The sequence below is a fragment of the uncultured Psychroserpens sp. genome, from assembly GCF_947501425.1.
In the GTDB taxonomy this organism is placed as follows: Bacteria; Bacteroidota; Bacteroidia; order Flavobacteriales; family Flavobacteriaceae; genus Psychroserpens.
The window spans coordinates 66,478-86,392 of record NZ_CANMVN010000008.1 but is presented as its reverse complement, the minus strand read 5'-3'; the positions used below and the strand labels follow the sequence as shown (position 1 = coordinate 86,392).

Annotated in this window: 15 protein-coding genes and 1 pseudogene; 10 read left to right on the top strand and 6 right to left on the bottom strand. The window is 33.8% G+C overall.

Annotated features, from left to right (window positions below):
- Window positions 1-80 precede the first annotated feature (80 nt).
- A complete protein-coding gene (locus tag Q0951_RS13125; RefSeq protein WP_299337554.1) occupies window positions 81-899 on the top strand; it encodes a M23 family metallopeptidase in 819 nt (272 codons plus the stop codon).
- On the opposite strand, the gene Q0951_RS13120 is transcribed toward Q0951_RS13125, so the two are convergent.
- From Q0951_RS13120 to rimK, 3 genes are read right to left on the bottom strand one after another with little or no spacing between them, the layout of a single operon-like run.
- Window positions 896-1,459, bottom strand: coding sequence for a 5-formyltetrahydrofolate cyclo-ligase (locus Q0951_RS13120; protein ID WP_299337552.1), 564 nt, complete (start codon window positions 1,457-1,459; stop codon window positions 896-898). The two genes, Q0951_RS13125 and Q0951_RS13120, sit on opposite strands and share 4 nt — an antisense overlap.
- Complete coding sequence (locus Q0951_RS13115; RefSeq protein ID WP_299337551.1) at window positions 1,452-2,423, bottom strand: succinylglutamate desuccinylase/aspartoacylase family protein; 972 nt, start codon at window positions 2,421-2,423, stop codon at window positions 1,452-1,454. The genes Q0951_RS13120 and Q0951_RS13115 overlap by 8 nt, the downstream gene beginning before the upstream one ends.
- Window positions 2,424-3,299: a 30S ribosomal protein S6--L-glutamate ligase gene (rimK, locus tag Q0951_RS13110; protein ID WP_299337549.1), complete on the bottom strand. Its 876-nt coding sequence runs from the start codon at window positions 3,297-3,299 to the stop codon at window positions 2,424-2,426.
- Window positions 3,300-3,420: 121 nt separating this feature from the next.
- On the opposite strand from rimK, the gene uvrC reads away from it, so the two are divergent.
- Together uvrC and Q0951_RS13100 are read left to right on the top strand one after the other, a co-directional pair.
- Entirely contained in the window at window positions 3,421-5,214 is a 1,794-nt protein-coding gene (uvrC, locus tag Q0951_RS13105; protein WP_299337547.1) for an excinuclease ABC subunit UvrC, read from the top strand.
- 65 nt (window positions 5,215-5,279) lie between these two features.
- The gene (locus Q0951_RS13100; RefSeq protein WP_299337546.1) at window positions 5,280-7,445 is read left to right on the top strand and encodes a patatin-like phospholipase family protein; all 2,166 of its coding nucleotides are present in this window, start codon (window positions 5,280-5,282) and stop codon (window positions 7,443-7,445) included.
- Window positions 7,446-7,452: 7 nt separating this feature from the next.
- Here Q0951_RS13100 and Q0951_RS13095 read toward each other — a convergent pair whose 3' ends face one another.
- The 3 genes and pseudogenes from Q0951_RS13095 to Q0951_RS13085 all read right to left on the bottom strand — a co-directional run.
- Window positions 7,453-7,842, bottom strand: coding sequence for a DUF1573 domain-containing protein (locus Q0951_RS13095; protein ID WP_299337544.1), 390 nt, complete (start codon window positions 7,840-7,842; stop codon window positions 7,453-7,455).
- Window positions 7,799-8,647 (bottom strand): hypothetical protein, encoded by an 849-nt coding sequence (locus Q0951_RS13090; protein ID WP_299337542.1) that lies wholly within the window; start codon window positions 8,645-8,647, stop codon window positions 7,799-7,801. The genes Q0951_RS13095 and Q0951_RS13090 overlap by 44 nt, the downstream gene beginning before the upstream one ends.
- A 34-nt stretch (window positions 8,648-8,681) precedes the next feature.
- Window positions 8,682-9,167: pseudogene (locus Q0951_RS13085) on the bottom strand (bacteriocin fulvocin C-related protein); the annotation flags it as partial.
- Window positions 9,168-9,726: 559 nt separating this feature from the next.
- On the opposite strand from Q0951_RS13085, the gene Q0951_RS13080 reads away from it, so the two are divergent.
- The 7 genes from Q0951_RS13080 to Q0951_RS13050 all read left to right on the top strand — a co-directional run bounded on the left by Q0951_RS13080 (window position 9,727) and on the right by Q0951_RS13050 (window position 19,865).
- Window positions 9,727-10,884 (top strand): homogentisate 1,2-dioxygenase, encoded by a 1,158-nt coding sequence (locus tag Q0951_RS13080; protein WP_299337541.1) that lies wholly within the window; start codon window positions 9,727-9,729, stop codon window positions 10,882-10,884.
- 205 nt (window positions 10,885-11,089) lie between these two features.
- Window positions 11,090-12,250, top strand: coding sequence for a 4-hydroxyphenylpyruvate dioxygenase (gene hppD / locus Q0951_RS13075; protein ID WP_299337539.1), 1,161 nt, complete (start codon window positions 11,090-11,092; stop codon window positions 12,248-12,250).
- Window positions 12,251-12,432: 182 nt separating this feature from the next.
- Window positions 12,433-13,218 carry a DUF3108 domain-containing protein gene (locus Q0951_RS13070; protein ID WP_299337538.1) on the top strand — a complete coding sequence of 262 codons (786 nt, stop codon included), beginning with the start codon at window positions 12,433-12,435 and terminating at the stop codon, window positions 13,216-13,218.
- Window positions 13,219-13,223: 5 nt separating this feature from the next.
- Window positions 13,224-14,156, top strand: coding sequence for a tryptophan 2,3-dioxygenase family protein (locus tag Q0951_RS13065; protein ID WP_299337536.1), 933 nt, complete (start codon window positions 13,224-13,226; stop codon window positions 14,154-14,156).
- Between the two features lie 13 nt (window positions 14,157-14,169).
- Window positions 14,170-15,459 carry a peptidoglycan DD-metalloendopeptidase family protein gene (locus Q0951_RS13060; protein WP_299337534.1) on the top strand — a complete coding sequence of 430 codons (1,290 nt, stop codon included), beginning with the start codon at window positions 14,170-14,172 and terminating at the stop codon, window positions 15,457-15,459.
- A complete protein-coding gene (gene pgi / locus Q0951_RS13055; RefSeq protein ID WP_299337533.1) occupies window positions 15,459-17,105 on the top strand; it encodes a glucose-6-phosphate isomerase in 1,647 nt (548 codons plus the stop codon). Before Q0951_RS13060 ends, pgi begins: the two co-directional genes overlap by 1 nt.
- Before the next feature lie 162 nt (window positions 17,106-17,267).
- Window positions 17,268-19,865, top strand: a complete 2,598-nt coding sequence (locus Q0951_RS13050; protein WP_299337532.1) for a TonB-dependent receptor — start codon at window positions 17,268-17,270, stop codon at window positions 19,863-19,865.
- Window positions 19,866-19,915 lie beyond the last annotated feature (50 nt).

Sequence of the window (19,915 nt, the reverse complement as noted above, 5' to 3'; positions counted from 1 at the left end):
GTATTATTTCATTTATCTTTAATTAAATCAACCCTCGATAGTTTCTATTGAGGGTTAAAAAAACTTTTAAGCACAATCTTATGAGAAATATTTTAATTGTCATCACTATTATTTTTACATCAATTGTTAATGCACAAATCAATGCTAAAACCTATTATGAAAACTTACCAGATGGCAGTATTATTATGTATGCTGATAACAACGAAATCTGTCCAGTTTCTATAGAAATAAATTTAAAGTTAGAAAATCTTAAATCGTCTAAAGGCAATAATAAAGTATTTGTCATTCCTGCAAATACAAAGGCGCATAAAATAACTACTCTAACTAGAATTAAACAGAAAGGAAAAGCTAATGTGAGTTCATCAAATTGGAACAATTATGGCATTCATCAGGCTAAAGATTACAAGAGAGATTTTGTATATATTCTTCCCTTTGAGAAAGATACATCGTATAAGTTATCTCAGGGATATAATGGAACCTTATCACATCAAAATGAAAATGCTTTAGATTTTTCGATGCCAGTAGGGACTGATATCGCGGCAGTTAGAGATGGTATTGTCGTAAAAGTGATTGATAAAAATAATCGAGGTTGTCCAAAGAGCGACTGTCAAAAATTTAATAATGTTATTCTTGTTTATCATAATGATGGCACATTTGCAGAGTATGTACACTTAAAACAAAATGGTGCAAAAGTCAAAGTTGGTGATACTATAAAACAAGGTCAAATTATTGGAGAAAGTGGAAATACAGGTTGGTCCACAGCACCTCATTTACATCTGGTCATTTTTGTGCAAAATGTTAAAAGCAGGACAACATTAAAAACAAAATTTAAAGTTGATGATGGGAAGCAACCTAAATTTCTAATTGAAGGTGAAACCTACGCCAGACATTATGACTAAAAGTTATAAATAGTCTCGGGAGTCACGCAATAATCAAGTTTGACGTCATTTTCAAATGTATCAGAAATGTCTTCAACAGGCTCAAAATAAGACAATCCAATCTTAATCGTTTCAGGTTTACATGTCGCTAAAAATTTGTCGTAAAACCCTTTGCCATAACCCACGCGATGACCAGAAGTGTCAAAAGCTAATAATGGAACAAAAACTACATCAATTTGATTAGGAGCAATTGAAATGCCATTAACAGGCTCAGGAATGTTCCATTCATTTTTTTTGATGGTTGTACTATCTGTAAGTAAAAAATGAGACATCTCAAGAGTTGCAAAATCACTTTTAGAAATCACAATATGCTTATCTTTCCCAGAGAGAATATTTAAAATATAATCGGTGTTGACTTCTTTATGTTCTATAATAGATAGAAACAGATGATAAAACTCATAATCCCAAATAGATAAGGTGAGTAGCTGATTGGCTATATCCAAACTCAGCGTTTCTAAGTGTTCTTCGGAAAGTTCACTTCGTTTTATTTTATACGCTTTTCGTAAGGCTGATTTAGTCATCTTTTAAAGCTGTTGAAATATGAAAAATAGCATCGCCTTGATAAATGATTGGTGATTCATTGATGTTAAAAATATAGCCGTCATTTGGTGATTTTACAAAATGATTAAAACTTCCATAGGGATCAGTAATATGACCAATAACATCACCTTTAGATACATGAGAATTAATAGTGACAGTTGGCTTGAACATACCCGAATAATTAGCACGTATCCATTTACTTTCAGCAACAAAAACACAGGTCTTTTTAGGTTGTGAGACTTTAAATTTACTGTTGAGCATTCCTAAATGGTGGAGTACACGTTTGGCACCATTAACACCTGTATTAGTGATGGTAGTGTCAATGTTGAATGATTTACCACCTTCAAAAAGTAATACAGGTATGCCAAGTTTATAGCAAGTGTTTCTGAATGATTTACTGATATTTTTAGAATACAATACAAATGGAGCTCCAAATACCTTTGCTAATTCTTTAAGACTTTTTTCGCCTTTTACAATTCTAACTTGGGCTGCATTAAAACGATCAGCTCCGCCAGTATGGAAATCCATTACTAAATCGGCATGTGGTAAAATTTCAGTCACTAATTTAAAAGCCACTCTACTGGCTAGCGAACCGCCTTTAATTCCTGGAAATACCCGATTGAGATCACGACCATCTGGAAATTCTCTATCCATATGTATAAACCCAAACACATTAATAACAGGAACACAAATGATTGTTCCCTTTCTAGGTTTATTGATGCCTTTGGCAATAATTTGCCTTACAATCTCAACACCATTAACTTCATCACCATGAATGCCAGCAGTAATTAAAACCGTTGGTCCAGGTTTTTTTGAACGCTCGATAATTACAGGAACGTCTATCCTATTTTGAGTATGTAGTTTGGCAACGTTAAAACTTACCGTTGCACTTTTACCTAAAGGAACTTGCTCTCCCAAGATTTCTAAAATATCTTTATTACTCATTTATGTTCTGTTGCGTTCAATAAAAGTGATGATAGCTCTGGCAATATTTTTTCCTGTTGCTGTTTCAATACCTTCCAGTCCAGGTGTTGAATTAACTTCTAAAAGTAAAGGGCCTCGTTCAGATTGTAACATATCTACACCGCAAACAGGTAATTTTAAAGCTCTCGAGGCATTCATAGCCACTCTCAACTCATCGGTGTTTAATTTGATAATGTTTGCACTTCCACCACGATGAAGATTAGATCTAAACTCACCTTCTTTGCCTTGCCGTTTCATTGCGCCAACCACTTGACCATCAACAACCAGTGCTCTAATATCAGCACCTTTGGCTTCTTTAATGAATTCTTGTACAATAACTCTGGCTTGCAATCCATTAAAGGCTTCCAGAACAGATTCGGCAGCATTTTTAGTTTCAGCAAGTACGACACCAAGCCCTTGAGTACCTTCCAAAAGCTTTATGATTACAGGAGTACCACCTACATGCTCAATAACTTCTTCTACATCTCTGGAATAATTGGTAAAGACTGTTTTTGGCATTCCAATTCCAGCCTTACTTAAGCGTTGTAAGCTCCTCAATTTGTCTCTTGATCTTAAAATAGCATCTGAAGTCACAATAGTAAACACACCCATCATTTCAAATTGTCTAACAACAGCACAACCATAGAACGTCACTGAAGCTCCTATTCTTGGCACAATAGCATCAACATAATCCAGATATCGGTCTTTGTAATAAATCGTAGGTTTTTCCTTTTCAATTATAATGTCACATTTAAGAGGATCGATAACCTCCATCTCATGACCTCTTGATTCTCCTTCCTTTACGAGTCGTTGCGTAGAATACAGTTGTGGGTTTCTGGATAAAATGACAATGTTCATATAAAGTGCTTAAAGTGTTTGCCTGGCAGTACCATCCAAACCCAATTTACTATGTTGCAATATACTAAAATACGTTAGGATTTAATTTTTACAGTATAAGCTTTTCATTTACCTTTGAGTGATGCAAAAACCTACGCTAGATATTCAATTAAAAACATTGCCTCACCAACCTGGTGTATACCAGTATTTTGATGCCGATGATAACTTAATTTACGTAGGTAAAGCAAAAGACATTAAAAAACGGGTAAGTTCTTACTTTACTAAGTCGCACGATAATGGTAAAACCCGAGTACTGGTAAAAAAGATTGTCAACATCAAACATATTGTTGTTGAGACAGAAACCGATGCGCTATTACTTGAGAATAATCTCATAAAAAAATATAAGCCACGATATAATGTGTTGCTCAAGGATGATAAATCCTATCCATGGATCTGTATTAAAAAAGAACGTTTCCCAAGAGTGTTTTCTACACGTCGAGTGTTTAAAGATGGTTCAGAATATTTTGGCCCATATACCAGTATGAAGACTGTTCATACCTTACTGGATCTGATTAAAGGCTTATATAATCTCAGAACTTGTAATTATAATCTTTCCAAAGAAAAAATTGAAGCTGGTAAATATAAAGTGTGCCTAGAATATCATTTAGGCAATTGTAAAGGCCCTTGTGAAGACTTACAAACTGAAGACGAATACAATAAAAATATTGTTGCCATAAGAGAAATTATTAAAGGAAATTTTAAAGACTCTCTCTCACAGTTTAAAACACAAATGAAGCAGCTGGCTCAGGAGATGCAGTTTGAAGAAGCGCAACGTATCAAGGAAAAAATTGAGGTGTTAGAGAATTATCAGGCCAAATCAACTATAGTCAACCCAAAGATCAGTAATGTAGATGTGTTTACGATCATGAGCGATGAGAGCTATGCGTATATCAACTTTTTACAATTATCCTACGGAAGCATTATCAGGTCTCACACTTTAGAAATTAAAAAGAAATTAGATGAAACCGATAAAGAGTTGCTTGAATTATCTATTACTGAGATCAGACAGCGATTTAACTCAACATCAAAAGAAATTTACGTGCCTTTTAAGGTAGATTTGGGTGACGATATCAAGGTTACAATTCCTAAATTGGGTGACAAAAAACACATTTTAGATCTATCACTTCGGAATGCAAAGTATTACCGAATGGAACGCTTTAAGCAGGTTAAAATCATTGATCCAGATCGACATGCCAACCGAATCATGGCGCAAATGAAATCGGATCTTCGGCTATCTGAAGAACCACGACACATAGAGTGCTTTGATAACTCAAATATTCAAGGAACAAATCCAGTTGCTGCTTGTGTTGTATTTAAAGATGGTAAACCTAGCAAGAAAGACTACAGACATTTTAATATTAAAACGGTTGAAGGTCCAGATGATTTTGCCTCGATGGAGGAAGTAGTGTATCGTCGGTATAAACGCTTGTTAGATGAACATCAACCGTTGCCACAATTGATTATTATTGATGGAGGAAAAGGACAATTATCATCAGCATTGAAGAGTCTGGATGTCTTAGATCTTCGGAATAAAATTGCTATCATCGGAATTGCAAAGCGTTTGGAAGAATTATTTTATCCAGATGATCCAATTCCGCTATATTTAGACAAGAAAAGTGAAACTTTGAAGATCATTCAGCAATTGCGAAATGAAGCCCATCGTTTTGGTATTGAACATCATAGAAATAGACGAAGTAAAAGTGCACTCACAACAGAACTTGAAACCATTCCGGGAATTGGTGAGCAGACGGTTTTATCGTTGATGAAACAGTTTAAATCAGTCAAGCGCATTTCCGAAGCAAAACAAGAAGATCTTGAAAAAGTAGTTGGTGCATCGAGAGCTCAAAAAATAGTAGACTATTACAGTAAGAAGTGAAAAATTATATCCTAATCATATTAATATTGACTTGTGTGTTTTCAACGAAAGCACAAACAGAGGATATGAGGCAACCCAAAATTGGCTTAGTCTTAAGTGGAGGAGGTGCCAAAGGGTTTGCTCATATTGGAGTGCTTAAAGTTATTGATAGTTTGGGTGTTAAAATAGATTATGTTGCTGGTACGAGTATGGGAGCTATTGTTGGGTCATTATATGCTTCTGGGTATTCTGGCAAGCAGTTGGATTCTATATTCAGAAGTCTGGACTTTGATAAGGTCATCAATGATAATTTACCACGCTCATCTAAAACATTTTATGAGCGCGACAATACCGAAAAATATGCTATAGCTCTACCATTTAATAATTTTAAACTTAAACTACCTTCAGCATTATCTCGAGGTCAAAACGTATTTAATTTATTGTCTAGATTAACATTGCATGTTAATGAAATAGATGATTTTGAACAGTTGCCAATTCCGTTTTTTTGTATCGCAACCAATGTGGAAACAGGAGAACAAGTAGTATTGGATTCTGGAAGTTTGCCATTGAGTATTACAGCTAGTGGTGCATTTCCATCACTATTTCAGCCAGTTAACATTAACAATCAATTGCTAATTGATGGAGGTGTTGTTAATAATTATCCCATAGATGAACTTAGAGCCAAAGGCATGGATATCATTATAGGTGTTGATGTACAAGATGACTTGGCGAGTAGAGAAGATATGACTTCAGCTCCAGATGTACTACTACAAATCAATAATTTTAGAACAATCAATGACATGAAATTAAAGTCTAAAAAGACAGATATTTACATCAAACCAGATATTACCGATTTTAGTGTGGTTTCGTTTAGTGAGGGAAAAAAAATTATTGAAAATGGTAAAAAAGCTGCGCTTGAAAAAACCTTAGAGTTGAGTACCTTACCAAAATTAAATACAAATAATTACAGAACTCAGCTCAATCTGATTCATAACGATAGTATCAGTATTAATGGAATAAGTCTTGTTGGGAACGAGAGGTACACCAGGTCTTATATTTTGGGAAAACTCAAACTTAAAGGAGATGAAACGGTCAGTTATACTGATTTTAACAGAGGAGTAAATAATCTGGTAGCCACTAATAATTTTGATTCATTTCATTATGATTTTGAAAAATCAGATGATAAAGAAGGTTATGATTTTGTAGCCGAAGTTGAAGAGAGTACTACCACCACGTTCTTAAAATTAGGATTGCACTATGATGATCTTTACAAAAGTGCAGCCTTAGTAAATTTGACAAAAAAACGATTGTTGTTCAATAATGATATAGCTTCGTTAGATGTTATTTTAGGAGATAATGTGCGATTCAATTTTGATTATCTAATTGACAAAGGCTTTTATTGGAGTGTTGGATTTAGATCAAGATACAACCAGTTTGAAAAAAATGTAAATGCAGAGCTTTTACTTGATGAAACTCAAATAGAAGATACTGGTATTAATAAGTTAGAGGTTAAATTGCGTGATCAAACCAATCAATTTTACTTACAAACACTGTTTAGAAAAGATTTCGCTCTGGGTATTGGAGCAGAACATAAACGATTAAATATTAAATCTGAAACCATTACTATTAATGATGAAACTGACGAATTTGAATTTGAGAACACCGATTATTTTAGTGCTTTCGGAACGTTGGTATTAGATACATATGACGATAAATACTATCCGTCAAGCGGTGTCTATTTTAATGGCGATTTCCATACCTATCTCTTTGCGTCTAACTTTAATAAAGGTTTTGATAGGTTCTCCATCGCTAAAGCTGAAATGGGCTACGCCTTTCGAATTTCAGAAAAGATATGTTTTAATCTCCAAACCAGTGGAGGTTTCAAAATAGGAGATAATTCTACAAATACCTTAGATTTTGCACTTGGCGGATATGGAAATAACTTCATCAATAATTTTATCTCGTTTTTAGGTTATGATTTCATATCCTTAACAGGAAATAGTTATGTAAAAGCCTACGCAAGTGCCAATTATGAGATTTTTGATAAACACCATATTACCATAGAAGGAAACTGGGCCAATGTAGATAATGATATTTTTGATTCTGGCGAATGGTTTACCTTACCAGATTATAGAGGGTATGGTTTTGGTTACGGTATAGAAACCTTTTTAGGGCCAATTCAAGCTAAATTTAGTTACTCTCCTGAACAACGCAAAAGTATCTGGTACTTTAATATTGGATTTTGGTTTTAGAATATTTTTATTCTTTTATGTCTCCTTTTAAAGTAAGTATATTATATGGAGGATTAGTGTTAGCTTCAACTACAATAGTCTTTTCAGAATAGCCTAATTTATCTGGTATAAATTGAACTGTAATTTTAGCTGAATCATTCTTTACTATTGCATCCTTAGAAAATTCAATAGTAGTACAACCACAACTGCTAATAGCATCTCTTATCAATAGTTTATTTTTTGAAATGTTTTTAAGAAAAAAAGTATGTGTTAGAGTGTCTTTTATTGATAGAGTTCCAAAATTATAATTACCATTTATAAATTTGATTTTAGAAAAATTGTTTTGGTTTTCACATGAAAATATAACTGTAGAACTAATCAGTAATAGCAAAAGGCTCCTTTGTTTTATTTTTTTCATTACGTATTATTTGATTTATATTATTATAAAAGTGATACCACTTATCATTGAGTCTTCCGATATATACGACTTCCGAATTAGAATTTATAACAATATATTTAGGTATTTCTTTAACTCCTAATTCTTCCCAACTATTAACATTTAACGTATATAATTTATTGAAACTATATCTTTTGGTAATCTCATGGTTATAATTTCTTCCTTTAATTGGTAGGCATAATGAATAAAATTCTACATCAGGTTGATTTATATATTTTAGATGTAATTCTTCAAAATCTGGAAACTTATCAATGCATGGGGCGCAGGCTAAAGACCAAAGGTCTAACACATAAGTTTTTCCTTTTTCAAAACGGAAAGCCTTTTCATTGATATCAACGATATCAATTTCAGGAAAAATAAAATTAGTATCTGTAGATTTATCAGATATATAATTTAACCAATTTGGCATTCCAAAAAAACCCGATAGAAGGACTAAAATAGCGTAACATGCTGATGATTTCAGAAAACGATGACTTTTTATTTTAATAATAAAAGCAGTACCTACAGAAATAATGGAGATAAATAAAATTGGATAAACATGAGTTGAGTGTTTCCAAAAAGCAGGGATTCCATATAGAATAAAGAACGGAAGGATTAAAAATAAACCTGCTTTAATATTTTTATTTAAAGTGTAGTTAGTATTATACACACAAAATCCTAAAATAAGGTAAATAATCCCAACTGCAATAAATTGATAATGCCATCCAAGTAGACCTGAGAAAAAGGCCAGAACTAAACCAATTAGAGATGGTATTAAATATTTCAATTAATATAAGGTATATAAAATATTTCAGCCGTGATTAATCAGAAATAAAAGGATCTTCATCGTCAGTTGTTGCACAAAACCCATTGCAATCCTCCTGAAGCCACCATCCGCAGCCAATATCCTTAATATCTCCTTCTCCACATACCCATCTGAAACACTCACCAGAGTTACACCAATCATCATCAACATTACATTTACAATGTACTCCTTCTCGATTTAATATAGAATCGTCAAAAATAACTTGATCAGCTTTGATATTTGCAACGACGTGAGGATAAGTTGTTTGGCTGTTAAAATTTGAAAAATATGTGTTCATTTGCTCCATTGTAAATAGCTTTAAACCAACCTCTTTCATTTTTGGGAGATATTCATTGAAATATGCAGAAAAAGTGCTTTCAGAATTTGGAACAAAGTATTCTTTCTTTAAGCTAGAATACATTTCATTAATAAAATCAATCTGTACAGGGCTTAAAACATTTTCTTCTGAGCTTAAAATTTCTTTATGTCTTAGATTCCATAAATATGCTTTTTCTTAAGAGTTTAGCATTTTGTACGCAAGTAATCGTGCTTCGCCAGAAAGTCGATTTACATTTTCAATTTTCAAAAAATTAATTGAATCTTCTTGGTTCGTTGTTAAGTCTTCATCAACTTGGCACGAAATAAATAAAAAGGTCAAACAAAATAAGAATAAAATATTTTTCATGAAGTTATAGTTTTTATGAATTAATGCTTCATCGAAATTACAATAAAAAATATAAAATCAACAAAAAATATTAATATTTTAATGATTAAAACTATTAAAATCAAACTATTAGATGTCTTGAATCTCAATGTGTTTGGAAATGATAGAAAAAGCGTAATGCACATTGTAAAAGATTATGTCTAAAACTTTCATGTATTTTATTCAAAATTTTAACGATATTTGAGTCATGTTAAAACTTCACTTCAAAGGGTTATTACACTACCTTCATTTTCTTATCAAGAGAAATCCTGAATAAGCTAGCATTTTTTGTATCTTTAAAACACATTTAATTTATACGAAACGACGTATAAAAATCAACTTTTTAAACTTAAAAAAGATGCCTTTTTATCATAAATTAGGAAAAATTCCATCCAAACGACATGTTCAATTTCGAAAAGAAGATGGAAGCTTATATGCCGAACAATTATTTGGCACCATAGGTTTTGATGGCATGTCAACCAATAGTTATCATGAGCAGCGACCAACTCAGGTCAAAGCAATCAAAAACCAATATAGCGTTGCACCTAAAATAGCAAAGTCAAATCACATACAATCCTATCGCTTTAGAGGGTTTCAAGTCAAGCCTGAACAGGATTATTTAGAGAGCAGAAAAGCCGTATTGACCAATAGTGACTGTACCATCATTTTAGCAGCGCCTAAACAATCTACAACAAATTATTTCTATAAAAACTCTGATGCAGATGAGCTTATTTTTGTTCATAAAGGAACTGGGAAATTGAGAACCCATCTGGGAAATCTAGATTTCAAATATGGAGATTATTTGCTTGTTCCTCGAGGAATTATTTACAAAATAGATTTCGATACTGAAGACAATAGATTATTTATTGTAGAATCCCGCCGACCAATTTATACACCAAAACGTTACAGAAACTGGTTTGGTCAGCTACTGGAACATTCCCCATTTTGTGAACGGGATATTCGTCAGCCACAAGAATTAGAGACCTACAACGAAACAGGTGAGTTTCTAATAAAAGTTAAAAAGCAAGATGATATATTTGAAATGGTCTATGCTTCCCACCCTTTTGATGTGGTAGGTTACGATGGCTACAATTATCCTTATGCATTTTCAATTCATGATTTTGAACCCATTACAGGAAGAATTCATCAGCCACCTCCAGTGCATCAAACCTTTGAGACCGATGCCTTTGTAATCTGTAGTTTTGTGCCACGTTTATACGATTATCACCCAGAAAGTATCCCAGCACCTTACAACCACAGTAACATCGATAGTGATGAGGTATTGTACTATGTTGATGGTGATTTTATGAGTAGAAACGATATTGATGCTGGACACATTAGTTTGCATCCTGCTGGAATACCTCATGGGCCGCATCCAGGTGCAACAGAACGTAGTATCGGACAAGTAAAAACAGATGAGCTTGCTGTGATGGTCGATACATTTAAACCATTGCAAATAACAGAGGAAGCCTTAAAAATAGCTGATGAAGATTATTTTAAATCTTGGCTAGAGTAATTTTTTTATAATGATGACGAGCTATAACCTGCTTTCCGTTGTATCTTTTTTGAGAAAAACAAAAAAGGATGCCGCTGCAAATGCGAAGCATTCAACGAAACAGAAATAAATTAAAGTCAGTGAGTTAATCAGGGCTAAAATAACATATAAAACATCCGCTACGAATTAAACATCGTAACGAATCAACAAAATAAATATAAATATTATGGCAAAAGAAGTAAAAAGCGTCAATTACGGATTAGAAAAGATCTTTGAAGATGCTCAGGATTTTTTACCACTATTAGGAACAGATTACGTAGAATTCTATGTAGGAAATGCAAAACAATCTGCACACTTTTACAAAACTGCATTTGGCTTTCAGTCTCATGCATATAAAGGTTTAGAAACAGGATCAACAGATTCTGTAAGTTATGTATTGAAACAAGATAAAATACGATTGGTATTAACAACTCCGCTAAATAGTAAATCTCCAATAAATGATCATATTGTTAAACATGGAGACGGTGTCAAAGTTGTAGCATTATGGGTTGATGATGCAAGAAAGTCTTATGAGGAAACAACTAAGAGAGGCGCGAAATCATACATGGAACCCATTGTTGAAACTGATGAGTTTGGTGAAGTTGTAAGAGCAGGAATTTACACATACGGAGAAACAGTACACATGTTCGTTGAACGAAAAAACTACAAGGGTACATTTCTTCCAGGATTCCAAAAATGGGAATCTGAATATAATCCAGAACCTGTCGGACTCAAATACATCGACCACATGGTTGGAAACGTAGGATGGGGACAAATGAATACCTGGGTTAAATGGTATGAAGACGTTATGGGATTTGTAAATTTCCTGTCATTCGATGATAAACAAATTCACACCGAATACTCAGCACTGATGAGTAAAGTGATGAGTAATGGTAACGGTCGGATTAAATTCCCAATCAATGAGCCAGCTAAAGCGGCTAAAAAATCACAAATTGAAGAGTATCTTGATTTTTATGAAGGTGCAGGTGTACAACATATTGCAGTAGCAACCGATGATATCATTAAAACTGTTGCTCAGCTTAAAGCAAGAGGTGTAGAGTTTTTACCACCTCCACCACAGGCGTATTACGACATGATTCCTGAGCGATTAGGTGAACATCGTGATATGATGAAAGAAGATATTAATAAACTTCAAGAGTTGTCTATCTTAGTAGATGCAGATGAAGAAGGGTATTTACTTCAAATATTTACAAAACCAGTTGAAGACAGACCTACGCTGTTTTTCGAGATCATACAACGTATGGGAGCTAAAGGTTTTGGTGCTGGTAATTTTAAAGCGCTTTTTGAATCTATAGAACGAGAACAAGCAAAACGCGGTACACTGTAATTACAGTCACATGATTTAAACGTCATCTTTTTAGATGACGTTTTTTTGAAATCTAACAGAACTATAACACCTTTGTATCTAATGGTTTCAATAAAATTTATATTTTTGGAATAGTAATTGTAATTCTTCATTACAAATAATGAAATGTGATGATGTTAGTTACATTTACAATACGATAAAAAATGAAAAAGCTACTACTTATAATTGGTGTTTTATTTTGTATGCAAATTTCTTTTACCCAAGAGAAAAGTGCGTTTCAAGATGGTGAATGGTTTAAATTCAGAATGAGTTACAGTGGCTGGATGAAGGCAGGAAATGCCACGCTTACAGTTAATGAAACCAAATTAAATGGAAAACCTGTATATCATGTTGTTGGAAAAGGATGGACTACAGGCGCTATCAAGTGGGTTTTTAAAGTAAAAGATAGATACGAAAGCTACTTCGATAAACAAACGGGAATGCCTTATAAATTCATCAGAAAGATAGATGAAGGTGGCCATACCAAAGATATTGAAATTGCTTTTGATCACAGCCAAAATAAAGCTTTAGTAGAAAATAAAAAGTATAAAACCAAAAAGACTGTTGCTATTGAACAAAATGTTCAAGATATGGTTTCTGCATTTTATTATTTACGTAATAATTATGATACTGATAATATTAGAATAGGAGATGTGGTGTCTTTAAATATGTTCTTTGATGAAGAGAATTATAATTTTAAACTCAAGTTTTTAGGGCGTGAGACCATAGAAACCGATCTTGGAAGTAAAATAAAAGCATTAAAATTCAGACCATATGTAATGGCTGGACGCGTGTTTAAAGAAGAGGAAAGTTTAACCCTTTGGGTGAGTGCTGATAAAAATAAAATCCCTTTAAAAATTAAAGCAGATCTTGCAATTGGTTCTTTGAGAGCAGACCTTGAAGCATTTAAAGGCTTAAAGCATCCTCTGGCTGTTGTATTTGATGATTAACTAAAATGGACGATTTACATAAATTTGACGATATCGTCAAACAGATTCACGAAAAGTATACAGAAATAGATCAAGATACAGATGATCACCTATATGGCTTGCTTTACAGCAAGCCTATTACTTATTGGGACTATATTCAAACAGATGCACTTTTAAATCTTCAAATACAAAGAACAACGCTTCCTGATGAAATGGTCTTTATTGCATATCACCAGATCAATGAACTTCTTTTTAAGATGATTCTTTGGGAAATTCAACAAGTGGCCGAAAAAGAAAATTTAAATGCTGTTTTTTTTGAAAGCAAAATCATGCGAATAAGCCGTTATTTTGATATGCTCACTACTTCATTCAATATCATGCGAGAGGGTATGGAAATTGAACAATACATGAAGTTTCGATATACATTAACTCCAGCTAGTGGGTTTCAAAGTGCGCAATACAGGATGATAGAGTTTGCCTCTACGGAGTTGATAAATCTTATTGATTACAGATTTAGAAAAACCATTGATCGTAATACGCCTTTTGAACATGCATTTGAACATCTCTACTGGCAAGCCGCAGGTAAAGACTATAAAACAGGCAAGAAATCTACACTTTTGGTCAATTTTGAAAAGCGCTACAAAGGAGATTTTATCCGATTTATGCAAACCTACAATACCAAAAACTTATGGTCGCGTTTCAAGGAGCTGCCAGAAGAGCATCAACAAGATGAAGACCTTGTAAAAGCTATGCGTCATTTTGATTACACCGTAAATATCACTTGGGTTATGGCGCATTATAACGCTGCAAGACATTATATAGAAAGCGGAACAGGAGATGGAGAGGCCACAGGAGGCAGTGATTGGAAAAAATACATGCATCCAAAATATCAAAAAAGAATATTTTTTCCAGAACTTTGGAGCGAAGAAGAAATAAAAAATTGGGGAGAAAACATATAACACAAAAATGCTAATGCAGCCAAAACAATTATTAATAGCACTTTTTATTTGTCTTGGTTTTTTTTCATGTAAAGAAGATGATAAAAAACCAAATACTGAAGAATTACAAACTTATGTAGAACCAGAACCAAATAAGGAATTTGGATTTGTTCTGGAAGATTACATCGTAAAGCGAGACACCATACGAAAAGGAGATAGCTTTGGCGAAATTTTAGAACGCAACCATATTGGCTACCCAAAGATTTTCAATATTGCTGAAAAAGCTAAAGACTCATTTGATATTAGAAAATTAAAAATAGGTAAACCTTATACCTTACTGTGTGCAAAGGATTCGCTTCAAACACCTCAATGTTTTATTTACCAGCCTAACAGTATAGATTATGTGGTCATAAAAATGACCGACTCTATCGAAGCTTACAAAGGCAAAAAGCCAATTACTATAGTGCAAAGAGAAGCTTCAGGTATTGTTATGAATAGCTTATCTGAGACCATGGAAGCTCAAGGATTACCATATCAGTTAATAAATGATATGAGCGACATTTATGCTTGGACAATAGATTTCTTTAGATTACAAAAGGGAGACCGATTTAAGATAATTTATAAACAACGTTTTATTGAAGATACTATTTATGCAGGAGTTGAAAGTATCGATGCTGCTTATTTTGAGCATAAAAGTGAACCGTTTTATGCGTTTAATTTTGAAGTAGACAGTACAAAAAATATATCCGACTATTTTGATGAAAACACCAAGAGTTTACGACGTACTTTCCTTAAAGCACCAGTTAAATTTAGTAGAATATCTTCACGCTACAACTTAAATCGTCGTATCAAATATTATGGCTATAAATTAAGACCACATCGTGGAACTGATTTTGCAGCACCTATTGGAACTGAAATTTTAGCAACAGCCAACGGTACAGTAACTGAGTCTACAAGACGAGGAGGAAATGGTAAATACGTTAAAATAAAGCATAACGGAACTTACAGTACTCAGTACCTTCACATGAAAGCTCAAAATGTTAGAAAAGGTGATTTTGTGAAACAAGGCGATGTCATTGGTTGGGTTGGAATGACTGGAAATACTGGTGGACCACATGTGTGTTATCGTTTCTGGAAAAATGGAAAACAAGTGGATCCATTTAAAGAAAAATTACCTGCAGCAGAGTCTATTCCAGATTCATTAAAAGCGAACTATACCGAATTTATAAAACCTTTAAAATCTCAGTTAGACAATATTCAGTTTGAAGATAATAAAATTGAGTTACCAACTGAAAACGAAGAATTAACCTCCAAAATACAGTAATGGCATTAAAAACGATTAATCCAACTTCAACAAAAGCGTGGAGTAAACTACAAGCGCATTTTAAAACAATAGAAAATACACATTTAAAAGACTTATTTACTCAGCACGAAAACAGAGCAAGTGAGATGACCATTCAATGGGAAGACTTTTATTTTGATTATTCAAAGCATCGAGTATCAAAAGAGACGCTAAATTTATTGTTGGAGCTCGCTGATGAGGTTGACCTTAAAGATGCAATGCACCAATATTTTGGAGGAGAAGTTATAAATGCTACTGAGGGAAGAGAAGTGTTGCATACAGCGTTACGAAGCCCTAAAGATGCTGAGGTCATAGTTGACGGTGAAAATGTAATACCTGAAGTATATCAGGTTAAAGAAAAAATCAAAGATTTTTCAGATAAGGTTTGTAACGGTACGTTTAAAAGTTATACTGATCAGCCGTTTACTGATGTTGTAAATATTGGTATTGGAGGTTCAGATCTTGGACCTGCTATGGTTGTTGAGGCACTGTCTTTCTACAGCAATCATTTAAAAACCCATTTTGTAAGTAATGTAGATGGAGATCACGTTAATGAGGTTGTCAAGAATATTAATCCTGAGACTACATTGTTTGTAATTGTTTCCAAAACTTTTACAACTCAGGAGACATTATCTAATGCCAACACCATTAGGGAGTGGTTTTTAAAGCACGCACCTGAGACTGCGATATCAAAACATTTCGTAGCCGTATCAACAAATATTGAAAAGGTTAAAGATTTCGGTATCGATGAAAATAATATCTTCCCAATGTGGAATTGGGTTGGTGGCCGATTCTCGTTATGGAGTGCTGTTGGATTATCCATAAGTCTGGCTGTTGGATTCGATAATTTTGAGAGTCTTTTAAATGGCGCTCATAAAATGGATGAGCATTTTAAAACTGAGGCTTTTGAGAAAAACATTCCAGTTATTACAGCACTTTTGAGTGTTTGGTATAATAATTTTTTTAATGCTGAAACCGAAGCCATCATTCCTTATTCGCAATATTTGAATCAGTTTGCCACCTATCTTCAGCAAGGCATTATGGAGAGTAACGGGAAAAGCGTAGACAGAAATGGAGATAAGATCAATTATCAAACCGGAACAATCATTTGGGGTGAACCAGGAACCAATTCGCAACATGCATTTTTTCAACTCATTCATCAAGGCACAAAATTAATTCCAGCAGATTTTATTGGTTTTACTGAATCCTTGCATGGTAATAAAGATCATCAGGATAAATTGATGTCTAGCTTTTTTGCGCAAACTGAGGCTTTAATGAATGGAAAGTCAAATGATACTGTAGTTGAAGAGCTAAAAGATAGTTCTATTTCCGAAGCACATATGAAGTTCTTAGCACCATTTAAGATTTTTGATGGGAATAAACCTACGACGACCATTTTGATTAAAAAATTAACGCCCGAAAGTTTAGGAAAGTTAATAGCAATGTATGAGCATAAAATTTTTGTTCAAGGGATTATTTGGAATATTTTTAGCTACGATCAATTTGGTGTAGAATTAGGAAAGCAACTAGCAAATACCATCCTAAAAGAGCTAAAAGACCCAAATGTTATTAACAATCATGATGATTCTACCCAAAATCTTATTAAATACTACCAAAGCAAAGCATAGTTATTGTTAAGTACTTCTTTCGTTTTCAGTTCAGTTTAGCTTTCTTTTAGATTTTTTTTTGGTTAAATTTAAGTGTTAACAATTCTTAACATTAAGGTAATATAGTATCGTTAAGACAAGCGTACTTTTGCCGAAAATTAAAACTCTTTAAATTAATTTAAGATGAAAAAAATTACTCAATTTTTATTTATTGGACTATTACTGCTTTCATCGGCAATGATGGCTCAAACTACACTTAAAGGTAAAGTAGTAGCAGATGGTTTCCCGCTTCCTGGTGCTAACATTTTGGAAAAAGGAACTTCAAATGGAACAAGTACCGATATTGATGGTAACTTTACTTTACAAACGAATGCTTCAAGTGGTTCAATTGTTGTATCGTACGTTGGATATTCAAGCGTCACGTTAACTTTCAATGGATCTGCAGATTTAGGAAGTATAACATTAGAGGCAGATAACTCTTTAGAAGAAGTTATTGTTGTAGGAACAGGAGTTATTGATATTGCTGAGGCAAGAAAAACTCCGGTAGCAGTATCTACAATTAGAGGGAAAGACATTCAGCTTAAAATTTCTGGTAACTCAGAATTTACTGAATCTATGAAAAACACACCTTCTGTTTATGTGTCTAACCAAGCTGGTGGATTTGGTGATAGCCGAATTTTCTTAAGAGGTTTTGATGATACCAATACAGCATTCTTATTGAATGGTCAGCCAATCAATAGTGTTGAAGATGGTAGAATGTTCTGGTCTAACTGGGCTGGTATGGCAGATGTTGCTAATGCAGTACAGGTACAAAGAGGATTAGGGTCTTCTAAACTAGCAATTTCGTCAGTAGGTGGTACAGTAAACATTGTATCGAAAACTACTGAGCAAAGAAAAGGTGGTTTTGCAAGAGTTATGGGTGGTAACGATAGCTTTATGAAAGCAACCTTAGCTTACAACTCTGGAGTAAACGATAAAGGATGGGCATTTTCTGTATTAGTTGATCACTGGCAAGCACATAGAAAGTATTCAATTGGTACTGCTGGTCAAGGTCAGAACTACTTATTCTCTGTAGGTTACAAGCCAAATGAACAACATACATTCAACTTCTTATTAACTGGTGCACCACAATGGCATGACCAAAACTTCTCTAGCGATTTAGAAGAATATGAGATGTTTGGAGAAAAATACAATCCAAATACAGGGTTTAGAGATGGAGAGCGTTTTACTGAAAGACGTAACTACTACCATAAGCCAGTAATGAACCTTAACTGGGATTTCGATATCAATGACAAGTTAGATTTATCTACAGTACTTTACGCGTCTTGGGGACGTGGTGGAGGAACTGGAATGTTAGGTAGCAGTAGTAATAGAGTAAGAAACGATATTGGTGAAGTAGATTTTGATCAAATCGTTGAAAACAATATCGCAAATGCTGATTCTAATGGTTTTGCTGGTTTTAGTGATGGTTTTGTAAGAAGAGCTTCTGTAAATAACCACAACTGGTATGGTTTACTATCTAACTTAAATATTGAGTCTGGTGAAAACTGGTCATTTAATGTTGGTTTTGATGGTCGTTTATATAAAGGTGATCACTGGAGACAAATCAATGATTTGATGGGTCTAAATGGATTTACAGATAACTTTAGAACAGATCGTCCAGATGATTACACATTTACAAATACATTTGAAGCTGATCCATGGGCTGCTTTATTTGATTTTGCTGGTGAAGCTGATCGTACACAATTTGATTACTCTGAAAACATCAATTATATTGGTGGTTTTGGTCAGGCTGAATATGCAACTGATGATTTTTCTGTATTTGTTCAGGCAGCACTTTCAACACAATCATTCCAAAGAACAGGTCGATTTACTGGACGAACTGTTGATGGTGTAGATGGATTGGGTAAATCTGAAAAAATTAGTAAAACTGGATACCAAATTAAAGGTGGTGCGTCTTATAACTTAGATGAAAATCACTCAGTATTTGCTAATGCAGGTACCTTCTCTAGACAACCATTCTTAGATAATATCTTTGCCGATATTAGAAACTCAAATGCTTTAGTAAAGCCAGATGTTGATAATGAAGAGATTGTTGGTCTTGAAGCTGGATATAGATTTAAAAATTCTGCATTTCGTTTTAACTTAGATGTCTACAGAACAGAATGGGGTAACCGTTTCTTAACTTTTGGAACAGCATTACCTAATGATGAGTTTGGGATCTATCGTTTTACTGATGTAACTCAAATACACCAAGGTGTGGAGTTTGATTTTGAATACCGTCCAATAGGAGGTAAGCTTTCATTGAGAGGTTACGGATCTTTAGGAAACTGGAAATATGAAGGATCAACACCATTTACGTTACAAAATGACGACACTCAGGAATTTCTTGAGGCTAGTGGAGAAGTTGATATTACTGATGTAAAAGTTGGTAATGCACCTCAAACATCATTTGGTGCTGGTTTTGTATACAATATTACAGAGGGACTTTCTGTTGATATGGATTACAACATTTTTACAGACCTTTATGAGTTTGTTGATGTAGAGGATGTTGTACAAGCTGCGTTAGACGGAACAACTTATGAGTCTGAGAGATTACCTGCTTATGCTCTTGCTGATGCTGGTTTAACGTACAGATTTGATCTTGGAGATAACCCAATGACATTCAGAGCTAACGTTAACAACTTATTCAATACACCTTATATTAACCAAACAGATAACTTTGGTACATTCTTAGGTATTGGAAGAACATTTAACGCAAGTATCCGTTACAACTTCTAATATGAAGTATATAGCATACAAAAAAAAGCCTATCATTACTGATAGGCTTT

Bases quoted from the DNA above. Each gene is read 5' to 3' on its own strand.
- Q0951_RS13125 (WP_299337554.1), top strand. From the start codon at position 81: ATGAGAAATATTTTAATTGTCATCACTATTATTTTTACATCAATTGTT.
- Q0951_RS13120 (WP_299337552.1), bottom strand. From the start codon at position 1,459: ATGACTAAATCAGCCTTACGAAAAGCGTATAAAATAAAACGAAGTGAA.
- Q0951_RS13115 (WP_299337551.1), bottom strand. From the start codon at position 2,423: ATGAGTAATAAAGATATTTTAGAAATCTTGGGAGAGCAAGTTCCTTTA.
- rimK (WP_299337549.1), bottom strand. From the start codon at position 3,299: ATGAACATTGTCATTTTATCCAGAAACCCACAACTGTATTCTACGCAA.
- uvrC (WP_299337547.1), top strand. From the start codon at position 3,421: ATGCAAAAACCTACGCTAGATATTCAATTAAAAACATTGCCTCACCAA.
- Q0951_RS13100 (WP_299337546.1), top strand. From the start codon at position 5,280: ATGAGGCAACCCAAAATTGGCTTAGTCTTAAGTGGAGGAGGTGCCAAA.
- Q0951_RS13095 (WP_299337544.1), bottom strand. From the start codon at position 7,842: ATGAAAAAAATAAAACAAAGGAGCCTTTTGCTATTACTGATTAGTTCT.
- Q0951_RS13080 (WP_299337541.1), top strand. From the start codon at position 9,727: ATGCCTTTTTATCATAAATTAGGAAAAATTCCATCCAAACGACATGTT.
- hppD (WP_299337539.1), top strand. From the start codon at position 11,090: ATGGCAAAAGAAGTAAAAAGCGTCAATTACGGATTAGAAAAGATCTTT.
- Q0951_RS13070 (WP_299337538.1), top strand. From the start codon at position 12,433: ATGAAAAAGCTACTACTTATAATTGGTGTTTTATTTTGTATGCAAATT.
- Q0951_RS13065 (WP_299337536.1), top strand. From the start codon at position 13,224: ATGGACGATTTACATAAATTTGACGATATCGTCAAACAGATTCACGAA.
- Q0951_RS13060 (WP_299337534.1), top strand. From the start codon at position 14,170: ATGCAGCCAAAACAATTATTAATAGCACTTTTTATTTGTCTTGGTTTT.
- pgi (WP_299337533.1), top strand. From the start codon at position 15,459: ATGGCATTAAAAACGATTAATCCAACTTCAACAAAAGCGTGGAGTAAA.
- Q0951_RS13050 (WP_299337532.1), top strand. From the start codon at position 17,268: ATGAAAAAAATTACTCAATTTTTATTTATTGGACTATTACTGCTTTCA.